The sequence below is a fragment of the Vibrio sp. HA2012 genome, from assembly GCF_002812955.1.
Taxonomy (GTDB): Bacteria; Pseudomonadota; Gammaproteobacteria; order Enterobacterales; family Vibrionaceae; genus Vibrio.
In genome coordinates, this window is the sequence record NZ_PFXK01000001.1 from 506483 (window position 1) to 529916 (window position 23434).

Genomic DNA, 23434 nt, shown 5'->3' on the forward strand with positions numbered 1-23434 from the left:
GAGAATCTTGTGCATCGTTACCAAACTGAAGCCTCTAAATTAATTAAACTGGCAACTCCTGTTCTAATCGCCTCTGTCGCTCAGACCGGTATGGGCTTTGTTGATACGATTATGGCCGGTGGAGTCAGTGCTACTGATATGGCCGCAGTTGCAGTTGCCGGCAGTATCTGGTTTCCGGCAATACTCTTTGGAATGGGATTGTTAATGGCTCTAATCCCTGTTGTTGCACAACTTAACGGCTCCGGACGCCCTGAAAAAATAGCTTTTGAAATACAGCAAGGGTTCGCTCTCGCTTTATTTCTGACTATCCCGATTGCTGCTGTTTTGTTTCAGACTCAGGTTATTCTGGGATTTATGCAAATAGAACCGGCAATGGCAGAAAAAACGATAGGCTATATGCATGCCATTATGTGGGCAATACCGGCATTCCTCCTGTTTCAGGCTTTAAGAAGCTTTACTGATGGTATGGCTTTAACCAAACCGGCGATGATGGTCAGTTTTATTGGTCTGGCTGCAAACATCCCTCTTAACTGGATTTTTGTCTATGGAAAACTGGGACTTCCGGCTTTAGGAGGTGTTGGCTGTGGTGTTGCTACCGCTATCGTATACTGGCTGATGTGCTTGTCTCTGTTCATGTATGTCATCATGTCTAAGCGCCTCAAATATGTCCGGTTATTTTCCTATTTTCACAAACCCAAATTAGCTGCACAGTTGCGTCTGTTCCGGTTAGGACTCCCCGTAGCTATGGCGCTGTTTTTTGAAGTTACCCTGTTCGCAGTCGTTGCACTGATGGTTGCACCTCTCGGCTCGGTCACCGTAGCCGCACATCAGGTGGCCATAAACTTTTCTTCACTGGTGTTTATGCTTCCTATGAGTATAGGGTCTGCAGCCAGTATCCGGGTTGGACAAAAACTGGGGGAACAAAGTACGGAAGGTGCACAAATTGCCTCCCGCATCAGCATTATTGTCTCTGTTATAAGCGCAATAGCTACCGGAATTCTTACCATACTGTTCAGAGAACCGATCACACACCTGTATACAGATAGCCCAGAGGTTGTAGTGCTTGCCACACAACTGTTACTGATAGCCGCGATTTATCAGATAACTGATGCTGTTCAGGTAACAGCAGCCGGTGCTCTCCGGGGCTATAAGGATATGAAATCAATTTTCATATGTACATTTATTGCCTACTGGCTGCTCGGGCTTCCGGCAGGTTACCTTCTGGGACTGACAGATATCATAGTCCCTGCAATGGGTGTTCATGGTTTTTGGGTCGGGTTTATTGTCGGTTTAAGTTCAGCTGCCGTACTTCTGTTTGTTCGCCTGACATGGATGCACCGCCAGGAAAGTGCCATCCAGTTACAATTTGCATCACGGTAATATCATTTTTAGCCATATAGATAATAATGAGCCAAAATAGGAAATATAGCCGACCAACTCTCTTCATAAATTTATCGTTAAACAGCTAAATCATGAAACCGATCCATGTTCATAGAGTGTAATCGTTTTAAAATTCGAGTGTTTTTATTGTCTTATCCATCAGAAGAGTGTTTAATTCTCTTCTTTGACTAGTGAGCATTATTTTTATGAGCCAAAGTCTTGCTGTAACTATCTCTGGCGTAAAAGGAACCAGTCATTTCAAGCTGACCAATAAGGCAGTACTACGCCTGAAAGTTATTTTTTCTGTTATGCTTTTTGTAATAGGACTTATTAGTACCGGTGTATTTTATCTTCTCGATGAACTTAAACTGACCAAGGAACAACAAGCATTACTTCAGCTTGAATCCATAGACCTATCAGAGCAACTGCAAAAATATCAACAACTGAAAGAAGAGCTCGAAGGCGATATTTCGGTAAAAGAAAATAAGCTTAAATCCGTCACAAACCGCCTTCAGGATATCGAAACCTTTCTCGGGGGAAACAACGAAAATCTGGATGTAGAGTCGCGTCTCGATATTGCGGCGATTAATACGGCTGTCCGCTTGGCTATTCTGACACAAATTCCTAATGGTTCTCCCGTTAAAGATGCTCGCATCTCATCTCCTTTCGGCATGAGAGTACACCCGGTGACAAAAAAGAAAACCATGCACCGCGGTCTGGATTACGCAGTTAACACCGGCACTCCTATTTACGCCCCGGCAGATAGCGTGGTGCAGATCGTCCGAAAAAGTAATCAGGGATCAGGGAATTTTCTAAGACTTTCGCACGCTTTTGGAATCACGTCCTCATATTCACATCTAAAGTCTTTTAAAGTACATACCGGTCAGTTTATTAAGAAAGGAGAACTGGTCGCATATTCAGGCAATAGCGGTTTAACTTCCGGCCCACATCTTCATTATGAAATTCGCTTTGTCGGGAGAGCCTTAGATCCTCGTCCGTTTGTGGACTGGAATATCGACAATTTTGAATCCATTTTTAAAAATCAAAAGGGAATACAATGGGACTCTTTGGTGAAAAACGTAGAACGACAAGTAAGCACAGCTCTACAACTATCGTCTCTGAGGGAGCCTGCATCTCAGGTGAACTAACCCTTGCAGGGAACATTCAGATCGACGGAAAAATAACCGGCACCATTTACACCAGTAAGATGGTTACTATCAGTCCTTCCGGTATCGTAGAGGGAAATATCTTTGCTGATAAAGCGATCATCAATGGTCTGTTCGAAGGTGAAGTTTATGCAAGAAATGTCGATGTATTATCCAGCGGTTGTCTGAAAGGTCAGGTAACATCAGCAGAACTGACCATAGAAAAAGGTGGCTCATTTCTGGGAACATCTAAAACAGTTTCCACTGAAGAAATTACAGAAAAAATCAGTATAGAACCACAGCAGAAACAAGAGCTTTCGATTGTAACTGATTCCTGCACACCAAAAACTGCATAAAAGCCGTAAACTATACCCATGCCAGAGCAGGTAATGGAGACAATAAGCGCCCCTTTATAGGGGATGCTTAATCTCGCCTGACTCTCAAAAATCGTGCAAACCGGGGTAACCCGTTTCCTGTATATCCATTAAACCGATAAGTAATAATACTGCCTAACGGAGGCGGTGTATGACGAAGATCATCCGTAAGGCCTGAACCAATATAAAAGCGATGTCCATCATCAGTTACCACAAGAACAGACCCCAACATGCCACTGAATTTTCCATTTCCAGGCTTATATCCGATAACCTGAGCATCTGCATCCTGATATTTTTTCAGTTTAACCAAATCATTACTACGCCCGGTTCTGTATGGGCGATCAAATCGTCTGAGCATTATACCTTCCCCGCCCCTGTCGATTAACAAATCAAGAGATGCCAGTAATGTTACTTCGTCGGTAATAGTCTGTTGCTCTACACATTTCAGGTACACAGATCCAATCCCTTCAACAACCCGTTTCAGTTTCTTATAGCGAGTCAGATAAAAGCCCTCTTCATCCGGTAAATCAAACGCCATAAAACGAATTTCTTTCCAACCATCAGTATCAGGCTTATGATCAAATACTGTTTTCTGAACCTGATTAAACGCTCCCCTTCCTGCCCATAACTCTCCTTCAACCGGGAATGCTGGCAGATTTCGGATAAACCACTCAGGAGCATAAATCCTTTTTCCCTTCCGGGTTAGCAAATATTCTCCCGTCCAGTATGCCCGAATTCCATCCAGTTTCTCACTCATCCAGTAATGTTCCAGTGATAATCCCTGCTGATAATTATTAGCCAGCATAACCATCGGAACCATATCAGCCCGAGCATCATAAAGCGGATAGAACCCCGTCATTCCGGCCGCTATCAATGCAAATTGATAACCTGTATTTCCTGATAATTTGCAAAACATCTGTTTATTCCTTTTTACCTGAAACAGATTCAATACGAACACAGGCAGTATGTCCTATCCAGCCTTTCTGATTATTTTTTCGATTCATTCAATATGATTCACCTACGCCACTCAGTACAGATACACAAAAATTTGACTCTCAATCGATTTTCACTGATTCTCTGAAATTATTTTTAGCAAAATAACGGAAAGCCTAATGATTAAAGCGGCAATATTTGATATGGACGGTCTATTAATTAACTCTGAACCATTATGGAATCAAGCTCAAACAGAAGTCCTCGGGGAATGTGGAATCACAGTCACAGAAGCTGACGCCGAATACACTATTGGTATTCGCATTGACCATGTTATAGATTACTTCTATCAACGCACCCCATGGCAAGGAAGAAGCAAAGAAGATATCATTACTGCCATTATCAACCGAGTTATGCAGCTAATTAGTGAGAAGCAGCCTATGATGCCAGGCGTTCTGGAGGCAATTGCCTTTTTCCGTTCACAGGGACTGCTTCTGGGTATCGCTTCATCCTCTCCAATGGATGTAATTCTGAACGTACTGGAACGACTCGAACTGGAAGAATATTTTCAGGTTGTATGCTCAGCCGGAGAACTTGAACATCCAAAACCACACCCGGAAGTTTATATCAATGCTGCCAAAGCACTTGAAGTTGATGAGACAGAATGTCTTGCCATTGAGGATTCATTCTCGGGACTATTATCAGCAAAAGCAGCGCGAATGAAGACTATTGTTATCCCCGAAACTTCTGTAGCAGAAAAAGATCACTGGGCTCTTGCTGACATAAAGCTTAGCAGCCTTCTGGATATTAACCGCTCAGTTTTTGAAAATTTATAACACGTCGCCAACAGAGCAATACCACCAAGACGAAAAAAGCACCAAAACGAACAAATTAAATGCAAACAGCTCACAATCAGCAAAAATCTGCTTGCACATCAGAAAATGAGCCGTTAATATCCACCTCGTTCTAAAGAAATGCGTCCGTAGCTCAGTTGGTTAGAGCACCACCTTGACATGGTGGGGGTCGGTGATTCGAGTTCACTCGGACGCACCATATTCTTAAAGAGAGAGACTGAATTTTCAGTCTCTTTTTTTATGCCTGTTGTTTATTATTACTCTTATATCAATATGTTAAAAGAACCCGTTAAATTCATATTTACATATCAATTCGTTCCTTTGCATGCAAGTTACCGTATCACTTATTAGCATCTTAAGGGTGTGGTAAAAAAGTGGTAATATACAGTAGTCTCCTAACGAACATAATTATTTATCTTAAAACACAAAAAGGCCGCTTTCGCGACCTATTTACTCAACCAGACCTACAGGATCATTGTTCTCAATTGCCAACGTTTCCAGTTCAATCAATTCCATTGAGCTTGGCTATATCACCAATAAACAAGCCGCATTTCCTATTGGGGTTGCCCCTATTACCAAAGAAAGTGGTCAGCGAATCATCCAAGGTGGCCGCTCACAGGTAAGGACTGTACTCTACATGGCCATTATGTCAGCTATCCAATGCAACCGTGTATTTAAAACCACTTATGAACGATTGCTTGCGGCAGGTAAACCCAAAAAAGTAGCAATAGTGGCCTGTATGCGAAAGATGGTTGTTATTCTAAATTCAATGCTCAGAGACGGTGTAATATGGGATGAGAACATAGCTAAAAATTAGTTATTGACGCCATAGTCGTTTGTTATGCATATCGTGCCACACCAGAGGTGTGTACAATTAATCTATTGACCCGTCTATAAGGCTAGGGTTCAAGATGCACATTCGGTCAAACAATGGAGCATATATGCTAACTGTCACCCAAATCGCAAAACTGTTCAGAGTTTCTCGTACAACTATTTTGTACTACGAAAAAGAAGAACTATTGATACCTGCTTATCGTTCTGAGAATGGATACCGTTGGTATGGTGAAAAAGAGATTAAACGCTTAGAAGCGATTACTTCCTATCGTTCGTACGGGCTGTCAATCTCCAGCATTCGCACATTATTAGACCGAAATGGAGAGTCTCAAACCCAAATATTGAAAGACCACTTCAATGAACTGGAAAGAGAAATCCAAAACCTACGAGCACAACAAAAAGCTGTAGTTGTATTGCTTCAAGAACCAAATCTATTAGAGGAAAATATTGTGAACAAAGAACGCTGGGTAGAAATCATGATTGCCGCTGGATTCACTGAAACCGATATGGTCAAGTGGCATCAGAAGTTTGAAGAACTAGAACCTAATGAGCACCAGAAGTTCCTTGAGTCTTTAGGCATTTCTGGTGACGAAATCACTAAGATTCGAGCTCTATAATGTGAAAATAGACTCAAGGAAGAGGCTATTATGCATAGCGCCCAACTAAAGGGCAAAAACCAATCCATTCACTCAACCGAACCAGCCGGAACCCCAGAAACAAACCGAACCAAAAGTGGCACGTGTTTTTATCCCGTTGAGCCGTTTGTTATGTACGGACTAAAGCTAACCCCAAAAATACCCGAATTCATCGGTATCAATCACGCCAATAAACTGCTCTAGTGTTTTTACTGTTGAATCAGGTTCATAACTGTGCCACTTTAAATCCGCTCTCATCCAATAGATTTTCCAATTATTCTTTGTTCTGACATAAGTCGCTTTTGCTATCGGGTTTTCGTGAATAATCGATGAATCTCTCCAATTTGGCCGCACTTCAAAGATTTCGAGACTTTGACCAGAAATCCGATAGCTGATATCAAGCTTATCCCTTATCCCTTATCCGGGGTTCAGGACGACGTGTTTCTATATACGAACCAACAATTTTCTCATAGAGTTTTTGTTCAAATTCAGAAAATGTCATAACCATCCTGATCTTAACTAATTTAAGCCACTTACCAAATTATTAAGAGGCAAGTACATAACGAATGCCATGGATTCTCCCTCCCGAGGATCTGCCACACTTACGTGGTACTTATTAGCACTGGAGGCTCCATGTCTGATTATTCTTATTTTTTAGCTATCGTCCGAGCGATTCTTTTATATTCTGAGTAAGGTAAGGTTTTTAATGCTTCGTCCTTTCGTTCGGTATAGATACACCAGTGCCTCTGTTTCGGTTGCTCTTGGTGCATTTAAGTACGCCTTATTTGGCCCCGACGCCCTGGCGATACCTTACATAATATATTGATTCTTCTGAAGTCTTCAGCATAAAATTCTATGTGTCTTATCCAGCTTCCTTGGATAGATAGCAGAAGACCTCATGTACAACCTTCTGCACTTCCGCTTTTGACGCCACTTGCATGGTCAGCATTTCAGCTTCCAGAATCTGTTCTTCTCTGGACATTTCACAGTCAAACTCTTCACCCGTCAGCTCTCCTGCTTTTTTGGCCGTTATTAACGCTTCGATGTCCGATTCTTGCTGAGGCAAAACATCATTCAATGCTCCTATCAAAACTTCACCAGACATAGACTCTGCATACTCAGATGTAATTCTTTTAATAATGGAAGCGAAGATCGTGTCACTCATAGATTACTCCTTACTGCTGACCACCGCATTAAAAATGCCAAACGTTAGAAATTACTCTTAAATACTTGCATGTTAGCTACGCTACCTGATACTAGATTGTATAATCAAAAACCACGATATCTTCGAGCAATGGACGAAAAACTTGCTTGAGTACATCGTGATCAGGATGAGGCAGATAATTTTGACGTCCCGTTTCGTCGGCAAACGTCATTAAAACCGAGTGAGTAAAACCTTGGCTTTTACCTTCTGGACTATCGTTTTCTCCCCATTCAACAGCAAGTACACCATCGACTTTTTCCGGCATCGTCGCAAACAAACACTTTAATTTTTCAATTTCAGATGGATCTGCTGATTGTTTAAACTTTATAAGTAATATATGTCGAATCATTTTTGCCTCGATAATGTCACGTTAAGTCGTGAGCAACACTACCACGACACTCAACTATTACACCGTAAACACAAAATTCCAAATCAAACCAAAATTTCACTCGACAATACTCAAAATTCTTGTATCTAGAAAAGGGCAAGAACTAAATACAAAAATCCGTCGGCTGCTCATTACCAGGCTTTGATCGCTTAGTTTTATACATAAGAACATCACCATCTGCCAGTAATGTTTCAATAGAAGTGTGTTTATCAGGAATATACTCAACAACGCCATGAGAAAATAAGATTTTATATTCATAGTTTTTATCACGGTTAATCTTATCCAGTGCCATTGCAAGACGAGATACCATATTACAAACCAATGAACTTTGTATGTTCGTTACCAACACAACGAATTCATCGCCACCGAGCCGGGCAATAATATCTGAATCCCTAAAGGTACTTTTCATTTGTTTCGCAAAAGTCACTAAGACCTGATCGCCTTCAGCATGACCAAAGCTATCATTGATATATTTGAACTTATCCAGATCAATAAAAACTAATGATGCGGGTATTTTTTCTCTTGAACATAAGTTTAAGCGACTCTGCGCAACCAACTCGAATCCCCTTCGATTCAAAATATTTGTTAAATAATCAGTGTTCGATTGGAGTACTATTGATAATTCATTTTCTGCTATTTTCGCTAAGTCCATAAGGAGACCTAAGTCTTCTTGGCTAAACACTCTTGGCTTCTGATCCATAACACATAGAACACCTAGCTTGTGACCGTTATGAGCCTTTAAGGGAATCCCTGCATAGAAATGTACATAAGGTTCATTAGTTACCAACGGGTTATCGAAAAACCGTTCATCTGCCGTAGCGTCTGGCACAATGAATGGAACATCATCCAGAATAGCATGCCCACAAAAAGACATTTCCCGAGAAGTTTCACGAACAGTCATACCGATACAAGATTTAAACCACTGACGTTTTTCGTCAACGAGGCTCACTAAAGCCACTGGTACATTAAATACTCTTTGAGCTATACGCGTTAAGCTGTCGAACCGTTGCTCTGCTGGAGTATCTAAGATATGAAGAGACCTTAATGTCGCAAGGCGTTCTTGCTCATTCTCCGGAATATCTGGTATTTTCAATGTCCCCCCCCCTCTTATATGGGTTGAAGCACAGTTCAATAAAAAACTACAATTTAAACCTACTGATTAAAGCTGATAATTCCTGAGATTCCTGAGTAAGCTCTGCCGCAGCCTGAGCACATTGCTCAGAACTGGAGCTAGTGTGATTAGTCACCTCATCAATTTGATTAATACCCACTTTTACCTGCTCAGCGCCAGCAGATTGTTCAATCGAAGCTTGAGCAATATCAGACATTAAAGATGAGACTTTACCTACATTATCAACAATTGTATCAAGTGCCGATGATGTGTCAGCTGTCAGATCAAGTCCTCGTTGAGTCTTTTCTGCGGATTCATTGATAATTTTATTTGTATCTTGCACTGCTGCTGCACTTCTGGCAGCAAGACCACGCACTTCATCAGCAACAACAGCAAATCCTCTTCCTGCTTCTCCTGCTCTTGCAGCTTCAATTGCTGCATTTAATGCCAGAAGGTTTGTCTGCTCTGCGATGTTTTCTATGGTACTAATAATATTGTTTATGTCATTACCAGAAGTTTCTATATCAACCATAGCCGCTTGCAATTCGGTCATTAATTTCTTTCCGTTTATTGCGAGATCATTGGTTTCCAATGAAAAATTACTCGCTTTTTTCGCATTTTCAGAACTCTGATATATCTGCTCAGCTATTCCAGAAACTGTCGCACTAATTTCGGTTACCGACGCGGCTGATTCTGTTGCACCACTAGCCAAATCATGACTTAGGTCAGCAACAGATGCAGCAAACCCAGAAATATTGCCGGATCGCTGAGATATCTGACGTACTAACTGGTTTAAATCAGCCACCATCTGCTCCAGCGCTTTACCAAGTTGATCCTGCTCCGAAGCAAGCTGTATCTTAACACTTAGATCCCCCCGGGCTATTCTTTCAGCACTAATAACCTGTTTATGAAGTGAATCTGCCATGTTATCTAACGCCTTGGATAATTGGCCGATTTCATCTTCAGACTCATGATTCAAGCGCTCGTCGAATCGTCCAGATGCAATAGACTTAGCCATTTCAACAGATGCAAGAATAGGTTTAGACAGTTTGTGAGAAAAGTAAAATAGCCCCAGTATGGCTAGGGTCATGACAGACAGGCTAATTATGATTTGGTTGATAGTGCTTTCTGTATTACGTTGCGCTAAGCTATCAGCTAAATCTGTAGCATTCTTTAAGACTAAATTTTTATTCACTTCTAATGTAATACCCCAAGAAACCCCTGATTGACCAAATGTTATTGGAACCAAGACTTTATACAGGTTATTAACGTCATCATCGGTTGTATATAATTCTCCTTTATTGATAATAGAAATAACCGTTGCGCTTTTATCACCATAAATTTTTTCGATGGACTGCCCAATGTATTGAGGATGACTACTGTCGGCAATCAGTAACCCAGTATCTGTTGAAATCGTAACATGGCTGTTTCCGTTATATATATTTTGAGAAACCTTTTCAGCAAGTTTCTGTACAAAACTCAAGTCAAAGTCAGTTCCTACTACCCCGGAAAACTGACCATTCACTATAATAGGAGATGACATAGTCGCTAACCAGACAGATTTTCCCTGAACGACATATGGCAATGGTGCGGTAACGGCTTCATGTAATGTCTTTTTAGGATTCTGGTACCAGGCACCTTTCACTATGCCATTCGGGTGTTTTTCCTGAGAATCATATTCAACCAAAGGCTGTAAGCTTATATTTTGCCCCGCCGTCTGAGTGAAGTATGGGGTATACCTACCTGTTTCAGGATTACTACCCGCTTTGCCACCAACAAACTTTGTATCATCGCCGTCAAACTCATTCGGCTCCCAGCAGCTATATGTCCCGTTGAGTTCACTATTTCTCTCCAGAACATTTCTAAGCACTTGATTAAAGGTCGATCTATCTAAAAAAATATCATCCGATGTCAACTCTGAGTATTTCATCGCAGCCACTGATGAAGCCATGGTGATCGCACGGTCAAGAGCGGTATCTATCTTTATGCTGATTTGCTTCGCTGATTCTGACGCCGTTAGCTCTAGTTTTTCCAGTGCCTCTTCTGTAATAAGCTCAGCAGATTTGTTTGATACAAACTGTTCAGAATTAAATGAAGAATAGACATTGTATCCAACCAATGCCAATGTCGCTGTTGCTAAGCAAAGTCCAGCAGCAAGTGTCATTTTTATTTTTATCGAATTAATATTCATGTGTAGGCACCGTAAAAGAATGTAGATTACATCTTCAAGCAAACCTGCTTGGAGAAAGGCTAAATTTTATGTTTTACATCTTAAAATCAGCCACTTCACACGAAATTATACAACATACTACCAACAAAACAGAAACAACAATGCCCGCTTTTTTAATATATCTAACTCATTCCCCTATCTATGCCTATTTTTATATCTTTATCTTGGAGAAAGCCCACCTAATAGTTTAAATACAAAGATCCATCAACTGACTGATCTGCTTCGTATTTTTATATTTGCCACCGTCTATTGCTGTTGGATTAAACCAAATAGCCTGAATTCCCGCAGTAATTGCAGGTTCAATATCATGCTCGTAATTATCCCCAACCATGATAATTGACCCCGGATCTACTCCAATGTGAGACATAATTTTATAAAAGAATTCAGGACTACCCTTTCCGATACCCAAATTTGTCTTGCAAAAATATCCGTCAATATAGGGAGATAGACCGACACGGGAAAAGGCTTCCTGAATGTCATGTTCAGATGAGTCTTCTGCATTTGTAGCAATATACACCAAGTGCTCTTTTGAGAGTGTCTTCAGGGTTTCTAACGCACCATCGATGGTTTGGACAATACTCCAGTCACACATTTTTCCTGCTTGTTCCGGAAAATCGACCATCAGAGTATCCCCCCAGTCAAACAGATAAATTTTGCTCATCTAACCTCCTGATGTACCAAGCCATTTATACATGATCAGGCTATCGACATATCCCAATCGGCCATGCCTGTATGCTTTAGGGATTGTACCGATAATATCAAATCCCAGTTTTTTCCAGAGTCTGACCGCAACTTCGTTGGCAGAAACCACACTATTAAATTGCATAGCCTCAAAGCCAAGCCGGAGCGCCATCTGTTGGGAATGTTCGCACATTTTCTGCGCAACACCTTGCCCTCGGGCATCGTGTGCAACCATGTAACCGCAATTACAAATATGACTACCGGGTCCCATGGCATTAGGTTTAATATAGTAAGTCCCCAGCACCGTATCATTCTCCACATACACATAGGTTTTTAGCGGCAATTCACACCAGAGATGGAATGCCTGTTCGAATGTCATATCAGGATCAAATGCATAAGTCTCTCTAGACTGAATTACATTCAAAAATGTTGGCCAAAACAACTCAAAATCAGTTTTTGTTATTTCTCTAAACACAAAAAACTCCTTACGTGTTCCCTCTCACCCCAGTGTTGTGTCCAAAACCATCATCAATGCAAACCCCACCATTAAACCAATAGTCGCCAGAGTCTGGTGACCACTACGATGGGTTTCCGGAATCACTTCATGGGAAACAACAAATAACATTGCACCACCGGCAAGCCCTAATCCAACAGGGTAAGCCAGAAGATAACCACCAGCCAGACTCACACCAAGCAATGCCCCCAGAGGCTCAAGCAGCCCGGTAGCAATCGCCAGTAATACCGAAAATATCGCATTGAATCCGGCAGCCCGCATTGTCAGAGCGACAGCAAGGCCTTCTGGAATATCCTGCAAAGCAATCGCTGTTGTCAGTGGAACACCGATAGTCATATCTCCCTGAGCAAAACCAACGCCTATAGCCATCCCTTCCGGAAAGTTATGCAGTGCAATCGCAAATACAAATAACCAAGCCCGGTTACACCGGTCATAACCGGGTCCACATGGACCGGTCATGTGCTCATGAGGCGTAAATTCATCCAGCCCCAGCATCAGCAGTACCCCCAGTATCATGCCAAATACGACCAGAGCCCCACCGAAAACATTGCTTTCCGTTAACTCTATCCCAGCTTCAATTCCCGGTAAAAGTAGAGAAAATGCCGCTGCCGCCAGCATCATTCCCGCAGCAAACCCAAGCATCAAATCAGAAATTCGTTGAGGAATAGTTCTCAAGAATAAGGCTGGCAGGGTTCCCATCGCGGTAGCGGCAAACCCGGCACTTCCGCCAATAAGAGCATACTGACTAAATAGCTGCTTATCGCTGGAAAATGCCGACACGACCAGTAAAGCAACCAGTGCAACAGAAACAAGCAGTCCTCCGGATATCACCGGATGTGACGACGAATGATAACGTAAAGCCTGAAACCAGGATAAAGATTGTGTATTTTGCATGAATATTTATTCCCTCCAGAATACCCGTGCAGGTAATTCTGTTCTATCTCTTGACGATGACACCCACACAAATGATAATACGAATAGATATCATTTGCGAGCAACTAAAATCAATGGCCTTTTCGTCTTCTTTTTATATCAATAATTTAAAATATCACAATGAAAAATAGTCAGCAGATTGTATTTTCACTGGATAACACCCAGATCTTCACTCAGGAATTATCACTGGCAGCAGGCAGCTACCTTACAGGAAAAATTTGGTCAGATGATCCGTTAAAAAAAGTATCCATTCTCAAAACAGACAGACAGCAGGTAAAAGACTTGATGCCATTTCCCGGCTATGGTGCTGATATCCATTTCAGTCCACAGAATAGTGGAAAGTATCTTCTGACTGTAGAAGGTGTTGCAGATACGAAAGGTACCATCTGTCTGTCAGAAAAACTCCCAGCTCACATACAGGAATACAGCCCACTGCTCAGTCCACGCTTGCAGATTCTGAGTCAGGATATGCAAGAGCAGCCCGAAACTCTGGAACAATTCTGGAATGAAATACAGCAGACAGGAACACCACTGATAGAACCAATCCCCCTTTGTTCAGATGAATACTCTGACGGAAAATCGATCATCAGCTTTCTATGGAGGGGAAAACAAAAAAATGTCCGGCTTTTAGGTGGCCCTTCTGCGGATCACCCTGACTTAATTCATTTACCTGATACTGATCTCTGGTATGTGAGTTTTATTGTGCCAAATAATGCGTATTTTTCCTATCAATTAGCTCCGGATGTGCCTGAATTTTACGGAAACAGAAAAGAGAGAAAGCAAGCGATCCTGGCAACTGCGCAGAAAGACCCTCTAAACCACTTCCCCTGGCTCTATCTGAAAGCACACGATAAATACAATACGTGGTCAACCATCAGACTTCCGGCCGCCACAAAAGAAATATGGATTGAAAGTGAGCCAAAACAGAAAGCAACCATCATCAAAAAAAATATTTCTATTCACACACTAAATAATAAGAGAGATATTTATATATATAGAACAAAAGGTTTAAATAAAATGACCCCACCAGAAGTTCTATTGATTATTTTTGATGGTGATAAATATATCCATCAAGGGAAGATTCCAGAAATTCTGGATAATATGAAAGGTAAAAATGAGATACCATCAGTAAAAGCCGTATTTATTACCAACCCTAGTCCGGAAAGTCGCTCCAGAGAACTATCTTGTAATCCTGTATTCAGTGATGCTCTTGTTAATGAAATACTTCCGGAATTGCAAAAAGAAGAAAATTTAGGCGATAAAAATAAAAAAATTTTAATCGGTTCCAGTTATGGTGGGCTGATATCTGCCTACACTGCTATTCGATATCCTGATATATTCTGTGGCGTATTAAGTCTCTCCGGCTCTTTCTGGTGGACCAGTCATTCTGATTCAAAAGAAAGCGGTCAGGAAAAACAGGTTATTTCTCAATTGACTCAGAAAAAAACATTACCTATTCGCTGGTATTTTAGTGCCGGAATTTTTGAAAATACCTGGATATTCCCGGCAAATGAAGAATTAAGAAGTGTGTTAAAATCCAAAGGATATCAGTATTGTTTTAGACCAGTTGCAAGCTCTCATGATATGCTCAGTTGGAGAACAACATTTCCGGATGGATTGCTTTATTTATTGAATTAAAAAGGTAAGCTGATGCTTACCTTTTTTATATCAGAAACAATTAAACCTTAAATGCATTCACCAGTGCATTCAGTTCCTGAGCCATTTGACTCAACTGCTCACTAGATTGAGACGTCTGCAACGTCCCTATCTCTGTCTGTTCAGCAACAGCAGTAATGCTATTAATATTCATACTAATTTCAGCAGCCTGATTCTTCTGCTCTTCGACCGAGTGACGGATATCAGCAGCCATTGCATTCAGTGTAATAATGGATTTTTGAATACTTTCAAAAGCATTGCCACAGTCATGTGCTTTTTCAATCCCCTCAGCAGCATAGCGTTCACAATCTCTCATCACCCCGACAGTCGTCCCGACGTCAGACTGTAATTCACTGATGATTGCCTGAATACTTTCCGTCGACTGCTGGGTTCTTGAAGCAAGAGTACGCACCTCATCAGCAACAACAGCAAATCCTCGCCCATGCTCACCGGCACGAGCAGCTTCTATGGCTGCATTCAGAGCAAGTAGATTGGTCTGATCAGCCACCTGTTTGATCACCTCAATAATTTCACCAATCTTATTAGAAGACTGCTCCAGCTTTTCCGTTGTGATCACAGCATCATTCACTCTTTCTGCAACATTCTGTATTACATGAATATTTTCCTGAATACTCTGATTACCGTAGTCAATCATCTGGGTCGCCTTTTCCGTCTCCTCAAGAGTCAATGCCGTCTTTTCCGCAACCATATTAGAAGAGGCAGTTAAATGCTCAGTGCTTTCCGCAACAGCCATTGTTTGTGCTTTCTGTTCAACAATGCCTCCCTGAATCTGAGTAGTAACAGCAGAAAGCTCCTCAGCCTGTGAGGCCAGTGTATCCGTACTCAAGTTAATATTGGATACAACACCTTTAATATTGGTATTCATCATATTAAACGCAGCTGCCATAAGTGAAAGCTCATCTTTCCCCTGACTTTTCATTTCAATAGTCAGATCTTTATTCTCTGCTATTTCTGTCATGGTAGTAGTGATTTTCTCCAGAGGACGGATAATGTTTCTGGATATCACAGCGGATAAAGCAATAAGAATCCCAAGAATAATACCTGAAGTTATCAGTGTATTTATTAGCGCTTCCTTAAATGCTTTATCTACATCAGAAAAATAGACACCCGTACCAATGAACCAGGGTAATCCATTCACTCTATTTATATAAGAAATCTTCTCTTCGAGCTTACCTGTTTCAGAGTTCTGCCAGTAATAATCGACAAAACCGAATCCACTGCTCTTTGCTGTCTGAATAAAATCATGAAAGGCAGAGCGGACATATTCTTCAGAGCTATTCAGCATATTTTTGCCATTAAGTTCATGACTGATGGCATGACGAATCATTACTCCATCAAGATCGCTGATGAAGAAATAACCATTTTCTGAATATCGGGTTGCAGAAACCAAATCCTTGATTAATTGTTCAGCTTTATCTTTTTCAATACCGGAAGACATAATGAAATTAATCTGTGTGACCAGAGATTCCACCAGCGATTGTGCTGCTTCTTTTCTTTCCACAATGGTTTCTTCCCGTAAATTATTTGCAGAAAGAATTTCAGATCCGATAATTATGATACTAGCCAATACTATAATTAAACGCAGCTTAGACGAAACTTTTAACCTATTTAACAAAATATTTATAAAATTCATTACAATCACTTAACAAAAGAGTTGATATTAGTATTTTTCTGCGAGTGATTCTAATTTTTAATTAGATAAAAATAAACCCTAAAATAAATCTTTTTGAGCTATATATGAAATTTCATATAATAATTGTCTGAAAGTACTACAAAAAATTACTGGCTTTTTTATCAGCTAAGTTTTTGATACTGATCAGTGTTTAAAAATTCCTGATGAAGAACAAGAAGTAAGTATAAAGGACAAGATATGAACGCCGCACAGCTGAGTTATTCTGAACGGCGTTAAGTTCGAAGAGGGATAGAGGGATTACAGGAAATGGAACGTTGCGTTAAGGGTAAATGTTTCTACCTCATCATTATCCATTTCATATACTTCATAACCAGCTCCGACAGAGAATGGTCCCATGATAAAATACTCAGCACCAATCCCATACATAATATCGACACCATCATCATCCGGCTCCCCGGTTGTCTCCGTTTCCCATGCCTGAAGACCGGCACGACCATAGATATGTAAAGGCCCAAGGTCAACACTTGGACGTACTGCAACAAACTTTGTCGTTGCCTTGGTTTCAACACCGGCAGCCGTATCGAATGACCCCAGATTGGTATAACCAGCTTCAATACCAAGGAACGGCAAGATACCGGTACCGACATAAACGGTAGAAGAAGTACCAGTTTCTCCGTTCAGATCAGAATGACCCACATTAGCACCACCATACAATAGTGCGTCCGCAGAGGCTGTGGTTGCAAAACCGGCCAGAGCCAGTGTTAATAATGTTTTTTTCATACATGACCTTCTTTCGTTAACTAACAGCAAGAGCGGAAAAATATTGCCTCTCAGTCCGCTGTTTGTGTGCTTTCGTTGTATTATGCAAAAAGCTTGCCCTATGTAACTTCAATATACCAAATAGCCCTGAAGCCGCAGAATTCAAAACTTTTTCAATGAGATAACTGCAATATAAATGATCTTAACCCACGTCTATCGCATTTTTTATTCTCTTATCCGAAACCGGGTACGGCGTTCCTAGCTGCTGAGCAAAATAGCTGACCCGCAACTCTTCAATCATCCAGCGGATCTCTTTCACGCTTTCCGGCACTGCCATTCCTTTAGGGATCTTATTTAAAAGCTCTCTGTAATCACTGTAAACCGATTCTATTTTCAGCATATGCAGCCTGTCTCGATTTGGATCAATCGGCAATTTCTCCATTCTTCGTTCAATCGCTCGCATATAACGAAGGATATCTGGCAATCGTTTCCAGCCACACTCAGTTGCAAAACCTTTAAAAATCAAAGCCTCAATTTGTGATTTAATATCAGACAGAGCAAATGCCATGGTGAAATCTATCTTCCCTTTTAATTTTTTATTGATATTAAATGCTGTCGTAAGAATCGTTTCTACCTGTTTTGCAATATCAACAACGGTATCACCCAACTCTGCTCTGATATGTTCTTTCAGCTTTTCGAACGCTTCAGCTTCCCAGGCAATTCCACCCTGTTCCTCAATCAGTTTATCTACACCACAAGCAATGCAGTCATCAATCAAATCAAGTACTTTCCCATATGGATTAAAGTATAGACCTAACTTAGATTTGTTCGGCAAATTCGTGTGCAGGTACTTAATCGGCGAAGGAACATTCAACAGGATCAGGCGACGCTGACCGGCTTTCATAGCCTGTTCCTGTTCCTGTTCCGTCTCAAACAGTTTTATTTCTACGCTGTCCTTACTGTCCACCAGTGCCGGATAGGCTTTAACATCAAAGCCTCCCCGCTTTTGCTGATACACTTTTGGCAGCTCACCAAAGCTCCAGGTATGCAGGCCCTGTTGTTCAATATCATCGTCAGCAACCTGAGAAAGCGTCGCCTGAACTTTTTCTTTCAAACTCTCTTTCAGCTCATATAAGTCTTTATTTTCTTTCAGCTTCTGCTTACGATGATCCACGGCTCGGAAGGTAACTTTAAGGTGATCCGGAACCTGTTCCAGATTCCAGTCTTCCCTGCGGACTTCTGCGCCGGTCATACGCCGTAACTCTTTTTCCAGCGCATCCAGTAATGGCATCTCCATCGGTGTTACCCTCGCCAAAAAGGCATCCGCATAGTTTGGTGCCGGCACAAAATTACGCCGCTGTGCCTTGGGCAGAGATTTAATCAGGCTGATGATCAGTTCCTGCCGCAATCCCGGAATCTGCCAGTCAAAACCGTTCATATTAATCTGATTCAATATCGGCAACGGAATATGAACGGTAACACCATCAGTATCATCCCCCGGCTCAAACTGATAACTTAACTTAAGTTTCAGACCGTCCTGATACCAGAAGTTAGGATAATCAAGTTCGGTAACGTGGCTTGCATCACTGCGGAACAGCATCTCTTTTTCGAAATTAAGCAGTTCAGGTGTTGTTTTAGAAGCTTGCTTCCACCAGGAGTCAAAATGACGGCCGGAAACCACTTCTGTATCAACGCGCTGATCATAAAACTCAAATAAGGCTTCATCATCGATCAGAATATCCCGCCGGCGAGATTTATGTTCCAGTTCTTCAACTTCCTGCAACAACTTGCGATTTTGTCGGAAGAAAGCATGCCGGGTTTCCCAGTCACCTTCAACCAGAGCTGAACGGATAAAAATTTCGCGGCTCACTACAGGGTCAATCGTTCCATAATTTATCAGGCGTTTCGGCACCACAGGAATACCGTATAAGGTTACTTTTTCGTAAGCCATTGTCGCAGCTTGTTTCTTCGACCAATGTGGTTCGCTGTAACTGCGTTTAATCAGATGTTTCGCTAAAGGTTCAACCCATTCTGGCTGAATTTTGGCAACAATGCGCCCCCATAACTTAGAGGTCTCTACCAGCTCAGCAGAAATAATCCATTTCGGCTGTTTTTTGAACTGCCCGGAGGCCGGAAAAATATGAAACCGGGCATTTCTTGCCCCCTGATACTCATTTTTTTCCTGATCTTTAAGACCAATATGTGACAATAAACCTGTTAACAATGCACTATGGATTCCCTGATAACTGCCCGGTTCATCGTTGAGTTTGGTCTCCATTTCCCGCATTACCTGATGCAGTTGAAAATAAACATCCTGCCATTCACGTATACGCAGATAGTTCAGATAATCTTCTTTACACTGCTTACGAAACTGATTGCCAGACATAGACTTCTGTTGCTTCTGGATATATTCCCACAGATTCACAAGAGTAATAAAGTCCGATTCTTTATCGAAAAAGCGCCGATGTTTATCATCCGAAGACTGTTGCTTATCAGAAGGTCTTTCCCGCGGATCCTGAATAGATAAGGCAGCAGTAATCACCATCACCTCTTTCAGACAACCAAAACGTGGGGATTCGATTACCATCCGCGCAAGACGAGGGTCAATAGGCAGGCGCGACAGTTTTCGGCCAATGGCCGTCAGACGTTTTTTCGGATCGGTTGCCTTGTCATTTATTGCCCCCAGTTCTTCCAGCAGACGGACACCATCCTGAATATTGCGTTTATCCGGTGCTTCTACAAACGGAAAAGCCTGAATATCACCGAGCCCAAGAGAAGTCATCTGCAGAATAACCGATGCCAGATTAGTACGCAGGATCTCCGGATCAGTGAATTCAGGCCGGGACAAAAAATCATCTTCCGAATACAATCGGATACAGATCCCTTCCTCGACTCGTCCACAACGACCTTTACGCTGATTGGCGCTTGCCTGAGAAATCGGTTCTATCGGTAATCGCTGAACTTTTGTACGGTAACTATAACGGCTGATCCGCGCCGTTCCCGGGTCAATAACATATTTGATGCCCGGCACCGTCAGTGACGTTTCCGCCACGTTAGTCGCCAACACAATTCTGCGTCCGGAATGTGGCTGAAAAATCTTATTCTGCTCCCCAGCAGATAACCGGGCATACAAAGGCACAATTTCTGTATCACGCAGTTTTCGTTTACCCAACGCCTCTGCCGTATCACGGATTTCTCGTTCACCATTCATAAAGATCAGGATATCACCTAACCCTTCAGCGGCCAGTTCATCGACGGCATCAAAGATACCTTCCAGCTGGTCTCTGTCATCCGCTTCTTCGTTACTCAAAGGACGATAACGGGTCTCTACCGGATAAGTACGCCCCGACACTTCAATGATCGGTGCATTATTGAAATGTTTTGAAAAACGTTCAGGGTCGATAGTTGCCGAGGTGATAATAACTTTCAGATCGGGACGACGGGGAAGCAGCTCTTTCAGATAACCCAGAATAAAATCTATATTCAGGCTTCTTTCGTGCGCTTCATCGATAATGATGGTGTCATACTGATTTAGATAGCGATCATGCTGAATCTCAGCCAGCAAAATACCGTCTGTCATCAACTTTATCTGTGTATTATCCGAAATTTGATCAGTAAAACGAACCTTATAGCCAACCAGCTCCCCAAGTCTGGTCTCCGTTTCCTCTGCAATACGGCTGGCAACAGAACGAGCCGCCAGCCGACGTGGCTGAGTATGTCCAATCAGGCCGAACTTTCCCCGCCCCAGCTCAGAACAAATTTTGGGTAACTGAGTGGTTTTACCCGACCCGGTTTCCCCTGCAACGATAACAACCTGATTATCTTCAATCGCTTTCGCAATATCTTCCCGCTTCTGACTGACGGGTAGAATCTCCGGATAGACAAGTTTCGCCTGATACTGTTGTCTCTCCTGAACCACCAGCATAGATTTTGCGATATCCAGTGCAATTTCATCAAATACCGACAATCTGGAAGCCGGATTTTTAATCTTATTAGCGCCGGTAATCCGCTTCTGCAACCGGAAGCGATCCCGGATCATACAATCCTTCAGTGCTGCTTTTAGTTTTGCTGCATTGTTTGTATTTGTCTGTGTTTTTTCTGCACCATGTTCTGTGGTGCTCTGCTGTGACGGTGTCAAAGCTCTACCTGTATTTATTGCTGAAAAACTGGCGCGATTGTACCACAGGATCCATTTTTCGTTATACACGCTTAATTTTAACGAGGTTTTGCCGTTACAATGGGTAATCAGTCCCTACAGCCATCGATTGAATGAAAGCATCTGAACTAATATTTATTCTTTCCCAACTACCGGAAAACACCGACCCTGAAATTGTTACGGGAGAGATCTGGCTGCCTGAGCGCCTGATTGAAACCTCTTATGACGGGAATATGATCCACCTTTCTTTTGATAATGCACCGGAAGAAACTGCTGGTGATGAAGAAGCCCGTGGCTTTCTTGATCATGAAATTACGATGCTCAGAGAAAAAATCCAGCAACTGATGGATGAAGGTGCTGACAATAAAACCAAGGCCGAAATTTTCCTGCGTCTGTTTCTGATGGGGCATGAGAAGACAAGTTCAGAGGTAATCGAAATTCTTGAAGAGCCAGAAAGCTGGTATGATTAAAATAACAGAACATCATTCTGTTTTTGCGTATAAGGCTCAGGATACAAACATGCTTAACTCAATTAAATCAATTTTTAAACAGCTTCTGGAAGGTGAAGACCCGGCCACTGCCGACCACATTACTCCGGATCTGGCAATGGCCGCATTGCTGTGTGAAGTTTCGTCAGCAGATTATCAGGTAGAATCTCAGGAGCAACAGGCCAAGCTGTCACTGCTTCAGCACCTGCTGTCCGTTGAAAAAAATGAAGCCCTTCAGCTTATTGAACAAGCCATGGAGAAGGTCAGAGAATCCGCCTCGCTGTATGATTTCACGTCCAGGCTCAGAGAGCTGACGCAGGAAACCCGCTTTGAACTCATCAAAGCGATGTGGAGTGTTGCCTATGCTGACGGACATATCGACCCTCTGGAGGATGCCGTTATCCGTAAAGTGGCAGAACTGCTGTATGTGGATCATCACGAATTTATCCGCGCCAAACTTCTGATCATTGATGCCAGAAAAGAATAATTCCGGGTGCAGCCCGCTATCTATAACTATAATCCTAAACTGCCTATAACTATAATCCTGAACTACCTATAGCTATAACCCTTCAGTCTATAACATGGTTAAAGCCAGTCTGGCCAGATTATAAGCGTCAACATAACCGGAATGCTGACGCCCCTGCCATTCAATACCTTTCGCTTCCTGTGCCGCCCGATGTCCGATACGTTGGTTTTTTATACGGTTCTGGATCCGGTATAGGGTCGCAAGATTGATAAATTCCCTGAAAGGCATAGCCAGCCCTTTAGACTGACACTCTGCACGGAGAATTGCATCATCCCTGCCCCAAGAAGCATAAATCTTATTCGTTCCACCAAAATTTTTGGTCATGGACTGAAGAACATCGGCTAACGGTCTGCCTTGCTTGCGAATGGTTCGGGAAGAAATACCGGTTAACTCGGTACAAAACTCAGAAACTTCATCTTTTTCCGGACGAACATAATACTGAGCCCGTTTGACGATGTCCCCTTTTTCCAAATCGATCTCTGCCAGCCCCACCTCAATAATTTCACCCGTGCTGCCAACACCATCTACATTCCAGCAACACATCTCTAAATCGAGGCAGACGATACGGGTATAATTCATTGTTGTTCTTTACCTATCCCATAATAAAGCCGCGCATTTTAGCCTAACTGGCTATAAACAGCCATGCTGATTTCACACAACACTCACTGTACTTTTGTTCTTTCCGTCACCTTTACTCTTATGCAGAGCATATTCTACCCTGTGTTCCACAGCCTCTCGATGGTTTCTCCCCGCCAGACAGCGCCCCCGAGGCTTATACTGGAATAGAGCATATCTTCCATGCAGTTAAAAGGATTCAGTTCAACGGCTGAACGAATGATTTCCATATAGGCTTTCAGTTCAACCGGATGTTTTTTCGCGCACAAAATACAGAATTCATCCCCACCGACACGAAAAATCTGATCATTGTGATCCAGTACATCTGTTACAACATCCGTAAGAAGCAGAACCGGCGTCACTGTCC

22 protein-coding genes, 1 tRNA gene and 1 pseudogene are annotated in these 23434 nt (G+C 42.1%); 10 read left to right on the forward strand and 14 right to left on the reverse strand.

Features of this window, described 5'->3' with window-relative positions; translation table 11 throughout:
• The first annotated feature begins 9 nt into the window (after positions 1-9).
• From CSW98_RS02320 to CSW98_RS02330, 3 genes are all read left to right on the forward strand, one after another.
• Complete coding sequence (locus tag CSW98_RS02320) at positions 10-1380, forward strand: MATE family efflux transporter (protein ID WP_100798827.1); 1371 nt, start codon at positions 10-12, stop codon at positions 1378-1380.
• A gap of 206 nt (positions 1381-1586) precedes the next feature.
• Positions 1587-2528, forward strand: a complete 942-nt coding sequence (locus tag CSW98_RS02325) for a M23 family metallopeptidase (RefSeq protein WP_100798828.1) — start codon at positions 1587-1589, stop codon at positions 2526-2528.
• Positions 2438-2881, forward strand: a complete 444-nt coding sequence (locus tag CSW98_RS02330) for a bactofilin family protein (RefSeq protein ID WP_100798829.1) — start codon at positions 2438-2440, stop codon at positions 2879-2881. Before CSW98_RS02325 ends, CSW98_RS02330 begins: the two co-directional genes overlap by 91 nt.
• A gap of 67 nt (positions 2882-2948) precedes the next feature.
• Here the strand turns inward: CSW98_RS02330 and CSW98_RS02335 are convergent, their stop codons facing one another.
• Positions 2949-3758, reverse strand: coding sequence for a DNA ligase (locus tag CSW98_RS02335; protein WP_443083646.1), 810 nt, complete (start codon positions 3756-3758; stop codon positions 2949-2951).
• 253 nt (positions 3759-4011) lie between these two features.
• Here CSW98_RS02335 and hxpB point away from each other — a divergent pair, with 253 nt between their 5' ends.
• The 4 genes and pseudogenes from hxpB (at position 4012) to CSW98_RS02355 (ending at position 6134) form a co-directional block, all read left to right on the forward strand.
• Positions 4012-4665, forward strand: a complete 654-nt coding sequence (gene hxpB, locus CSW98_RS02340) for a hexitol phosphatase HxpB (RefSeq protein ID WP_100798831.1) — start codon at positions 4012-4014, stop codon at positions 4663-4665.
• 140 nt (positions 4666-4805) lie between these two features.
• Positions 4806-4882, forward strand: a tRNA-Val gene (locus CSW98_RS02345).
• A gap of 285 nt (positions 4883-5167) precedes the next feature.
• Positions 5168-5500 (forward strand): annotated as a pseudogene (locus CSW98_RS02350) (transposase); the annotation flags it as partial.
• 124 nt (positions 5501-5624) lie between these two features.
• Positions 5625-6134: a MerR family transcriptional regulator gene (locus tag CSW98_RS02355; protein WP_100798832.1), complete on the forward strand. Its 510-nt coding sequence runs from the start codon at positions 5625-5627 to the stop codon at positions 6132-6134.
• A gap of 165 nt (positions 6135-6299) precedes the next feature.
• Here CSW98_RS02355 and CSW98_RS17855 read toward each other — a convergent pair whose 3' ends face one another.
• From CSW98_RS17855 to CSW98_RS02395, 8 genes are all read right to left on the reverse strand, one after another.
• Positions 6300-6506, reverse strand: coding sequence for a DUF3024 domain-containing protein (locus tag CSW98_RS17855; RefSeq protein ID WP_443083643.1), 207 nt, complete (start codon positions 6504-6506; stop codon positions 6300-6302).
• Between the two features lie 508 nt (positions 6507-7014).
• Positions 7015-7317 (reverse strand): hypothetical protein, encoded by a 303-nt coding sequence (locus tag CSW98_RS02365; RefSeq protein WP_100798833.1) that lies wholly within the window; start codon positions 7315-7317, stop codon positions 7015-7017.
• Positions 7318-7408: 91 nt separating this feature from the next.
• Positions 7409-7705, reverse strand: coding sequence for a Dabb family protein (locus CSW98_RS02370; protein ID WP_100798834.1), 297 nt, complete (start codon positions 7703-7705; stop codon positions 7409-7411).
• Between the two features lie 142 nt (positions 7706-7847).
• The gene (locus CSW98_RS02375; protein ID WP_100798835.1) at positions 7848-8837 is read right to left on the reverse strand and encodes a sensor domain-containing diguanylate cyclase; all 990 of its coding nucleotides are present in this window, start codon (positions 8835-8837) and stop codon (positions 7848-7850) included.
• Positions 8838-8883: 46 nt separating this feature from the next.
• Positions 8884-11046 carry a methyl-accepting chemotaxis protein gene (locus CSW98_RS02380; RefSeq protein WP_100798836.1) on the reverse strand — a complete coding sequence of 721 codons (2163 nt, stop codon included), beginning with the start codon at positions 11044-11046 and terminating at the stop codon, positions 8884-8886.
• A 226-nt stretch (positions 11047-11272) separates the two neighbouring features.
• Positions 11273-11746, reverse strand: a complete 474-nt coding sequence (locus tag CSW98_RS02385) for an HAD family hydrolase (RefSeq protein ID WP_100798837.1) — start codon at positions 11744-11746, stop codon at positions 11273-11275.
• Positions 11747-12241: a GNAT family N-acetyltransferase gene (locus CSW98_RS02390; protein ID WP_100798838.1), complete on the reverse strand. Its 495-nt coding sequence runs from the start codon at positions 12239-12241 to the stop codon at positions 11747-11749. It abuts the gene before it with no gap.
• A 24-nt stretch (positions 12242-12265) separates the two neighbouring features.
• The gene (locus CSW98_RS02395) at positions 12266-13174 is read right to left on the reverse strand and encodes a ZIP family metal transporter (protein ID WP_100798839.1); all 909 of its coding nucleotides are present in this window, start codon (positions 13172-13174) and stop codon (positions 12266-12268) included.
• Positions 13175-13498: 324 nt separating this feature from the next.
• On the opposite strand from CSW98_RS02395, the gene CSW98_RS02400 reads away from it, so the two are divergent.
• Positions 13499-14851, forward strand: a complete 1353-nt coding sequence (locus CSW98_RS02400) for an alpha/beta hydrolase-fold protein (protein WP_198517260.1) — start codon at positions 13499-13501, stop codon at positions 14849-14851.
• 40 nt (positions 14852-14891) lie between these two features.
• Here the strand turns inward: CSW98_RS02400 and CSW98_RS02405 are convergent, their stop codons facing one another.
• The 3 genes from CSW98_RS02405 to hrpA all read right to left on the reverse strand — a co-directional run bounded on the left by CSW98_RS02405 (position 14892) and on the right by hrpA (position 21420).
• Positions 14892-16523, reverse strand: a complete 1632-nt coding sequence (locus CSW98_RS02405) for a methyl-accepting chemotaxis protein (RefSeq protein WP_157810316.1) — start codon at positions 16521-16523, stop codon at positions 14892-14894.
• Between the two features lie 297 nt (positions 16524-16820).
• A complete protein-coding gene (locus CSW98_RS02410) occupies positions 16821-17303 on the reverse strand; it encodes an outer membrane beta-barrel protein (protein ID WP_100798842.1) in 483 nt (160 codons plus the stop codon).
• Between the two features lie 181 nt (positions 17304-17484).
• Positions 17485-21420, reverse strand: a complete 3936-nt coding sequence (gene hrpA / locus CSW98_RS02415; protein ID WP_100798843.1) for an ATP-dependent RNA helicase HrpA — start codon at positions 21418-21420, stop codon at positions 17485-17487.
• 131 nt (positions 21421-21551) lie between these two features.
• Here hrpA and CSW98_RS02420 point away from each other — a divergent pair, with 131 nt between their 5' ends.
• A complete protein-coding gene (locus tag CSW98_RS02420) occupies positions 21552-21908 on the forward strand; it encodes a VC1380 family protein (protein ID WP_100798844.1) in 357 nt (118 codons plus the stop codon).
• A 49-nt stretch (positions 21909-21957) separates the two neighbouring features.
• The gene (locus tag CSW98_RS02425; protein ID WP_100799149.1) at positions 21958-22413 is read left to right on the forward strand and encodes a tellurite resistance TerB family protein; all 456 of its coding nucleotides are present in this window, start codon (positions 21958-21960) and stop codon (positions 22411-22413) included.
• Between the two features lie 87 nt (positions 22414-22500).
• Here the strand turns inward: CSW98_RS02425 and CSW98_RS02430 are convergent, their stop codons facing one another.
• A complete protein-coding gene (locus CSW98_RS02430) occupies positions 22501-23031 on the reverse strand; it encodes a 3'-5' exonuclease (protein WP_100798845.1) in 531 nt (176 codons plus the stop codon).
• Positions 23032-23165: 134 nt separating this feature from the next.
• The gene (locus CSW98_RS02435) at positions 23166-23429 is read right to left on the reverse strand and encodes a GGDEF domain-containing protein (protein WP_100798846.1); all 264 of its coding nucleotides are present in this window, start codon (positions 23427-23429) and stop codon (positions 23166-23168) included.
• Between the last annotated feature and the right edge of the window lie 5 nt (positions 23430-23434).

Excerpts from the sequence above, each read along its gene's own strand:
- CSW98_RS02410 (WP_100798842.1), bottom strand. The coding sequence starts at position 17,303 with ATGAAAAAAACATTATTAACACTGGCTCTGGCCGGTTTTGCAACCACA.
- CSW98_RS02325 (WP_100798828.1), top strand. The coding sequence starts at position 1,587 with ATGAGCCAAAGTCTTGCTGTAACTATCTCTGGCGTAAAAGGAACCAGT.
- CSW98_RS02335 (WP_443083646.1), bottom strand. The coding sequence starts at position 3,758 with ATGACGGGGTTCTATCCGCTTTATGATGCTCGGGCTGATATGGTTCCG.
- CSW98_RS02395 (WP_100798839.1), bottom strand. The coding sequence starts at position 13,174 with ATGCAAAATACACAATCTTTATCCTGGTTTCAGGCTTTACGTTATCAT.
- CSW98_RS02380 (WP_100798836.1), bottom strand. The coding sequence starts at position 11,046 with ATGAATATTAATTCGATAAAAATAAAAATGACACTTGCTGCTGGACTT.
- CSW98_RS02430 (WP_100798845.1), bottom strand. The coding sequence starts at position 23,031 with ATGAATTATACCCGTATCGTCTGCCTCGATTTAGAGATGTGTTGCTGG.
- CSW98_RS02400 (WP_198517260.1), top strand. The coding sequence starts at position 13,499 with ATGCCATTTCCCGGCTATGGTGCTGATATCCATTTCAGTCCACAGAAT.
- CSW98_RS02420 (WP_100798844.1), top strand. The coding sequence starts at position 21,552 with ATGAAAGCATCTGAACTAATATTTATTCTTTCCCAACTACCGGAAAAC.
- CSW98_RS02355 (WP_100798832.1), top strand. The coding sequence starts at position 5,625 with ATGCTAACTGTCACCCAAATCGCAAAACTGTTCAGAGTTTCTCGTACA.
- CSW98_RS02330 (WP_100798829.1), top strand. The coding sequence starts at position 2,438 with ATGGGACTCTTTGGTGAAAAACGTAGAACGACAAGTAAGCACAGCTCT.
- hxpB (WP_100798831.1), top strand. The coding sequence starts at position 4,012 with ATGATTAAAGCGGCAATATTTGATATGGACGGTCTATTAATTAACTCT.
- CSW98_RS02385 (WP_100798837.1), bottom strand. The coding sequence starts at position 11,746 with ATGAGCAAAATTTATCTGTTTGACTGGGGGGATACTCTGATGGTCGAT.
- CSW98_RS02425 (WP_100799149.1), top strand. The coding sequence starts at position 21,958 with ATGCTTAACTCAATTAAATCAATTTTTAAACAGCTTCTGGAAGGTGAA.
- CSW98_RS02365 (WP_100798833.1), bottom strand. The coding sequence starts at position 7,317 with ATGAGTGACACGATCTTCGCTTCCATTATTAAAAGAATTACATCTGAG.
- CSW98_RS02405 (WP_157810316.1), bottom strand. The coding sequence starts at position 16,523 with ATGAATTTTATAAATATTTTGTTAAATAGGTTAAAAGTTTCGTCTAAG.
- CSW98_RS02370 (WP_100798834.1), bottom strand. The coding sequence starts at position 7,705 with ATGATTCGACATATATTACTTATAAAGTTTAAACAATCAGCAGATCCA.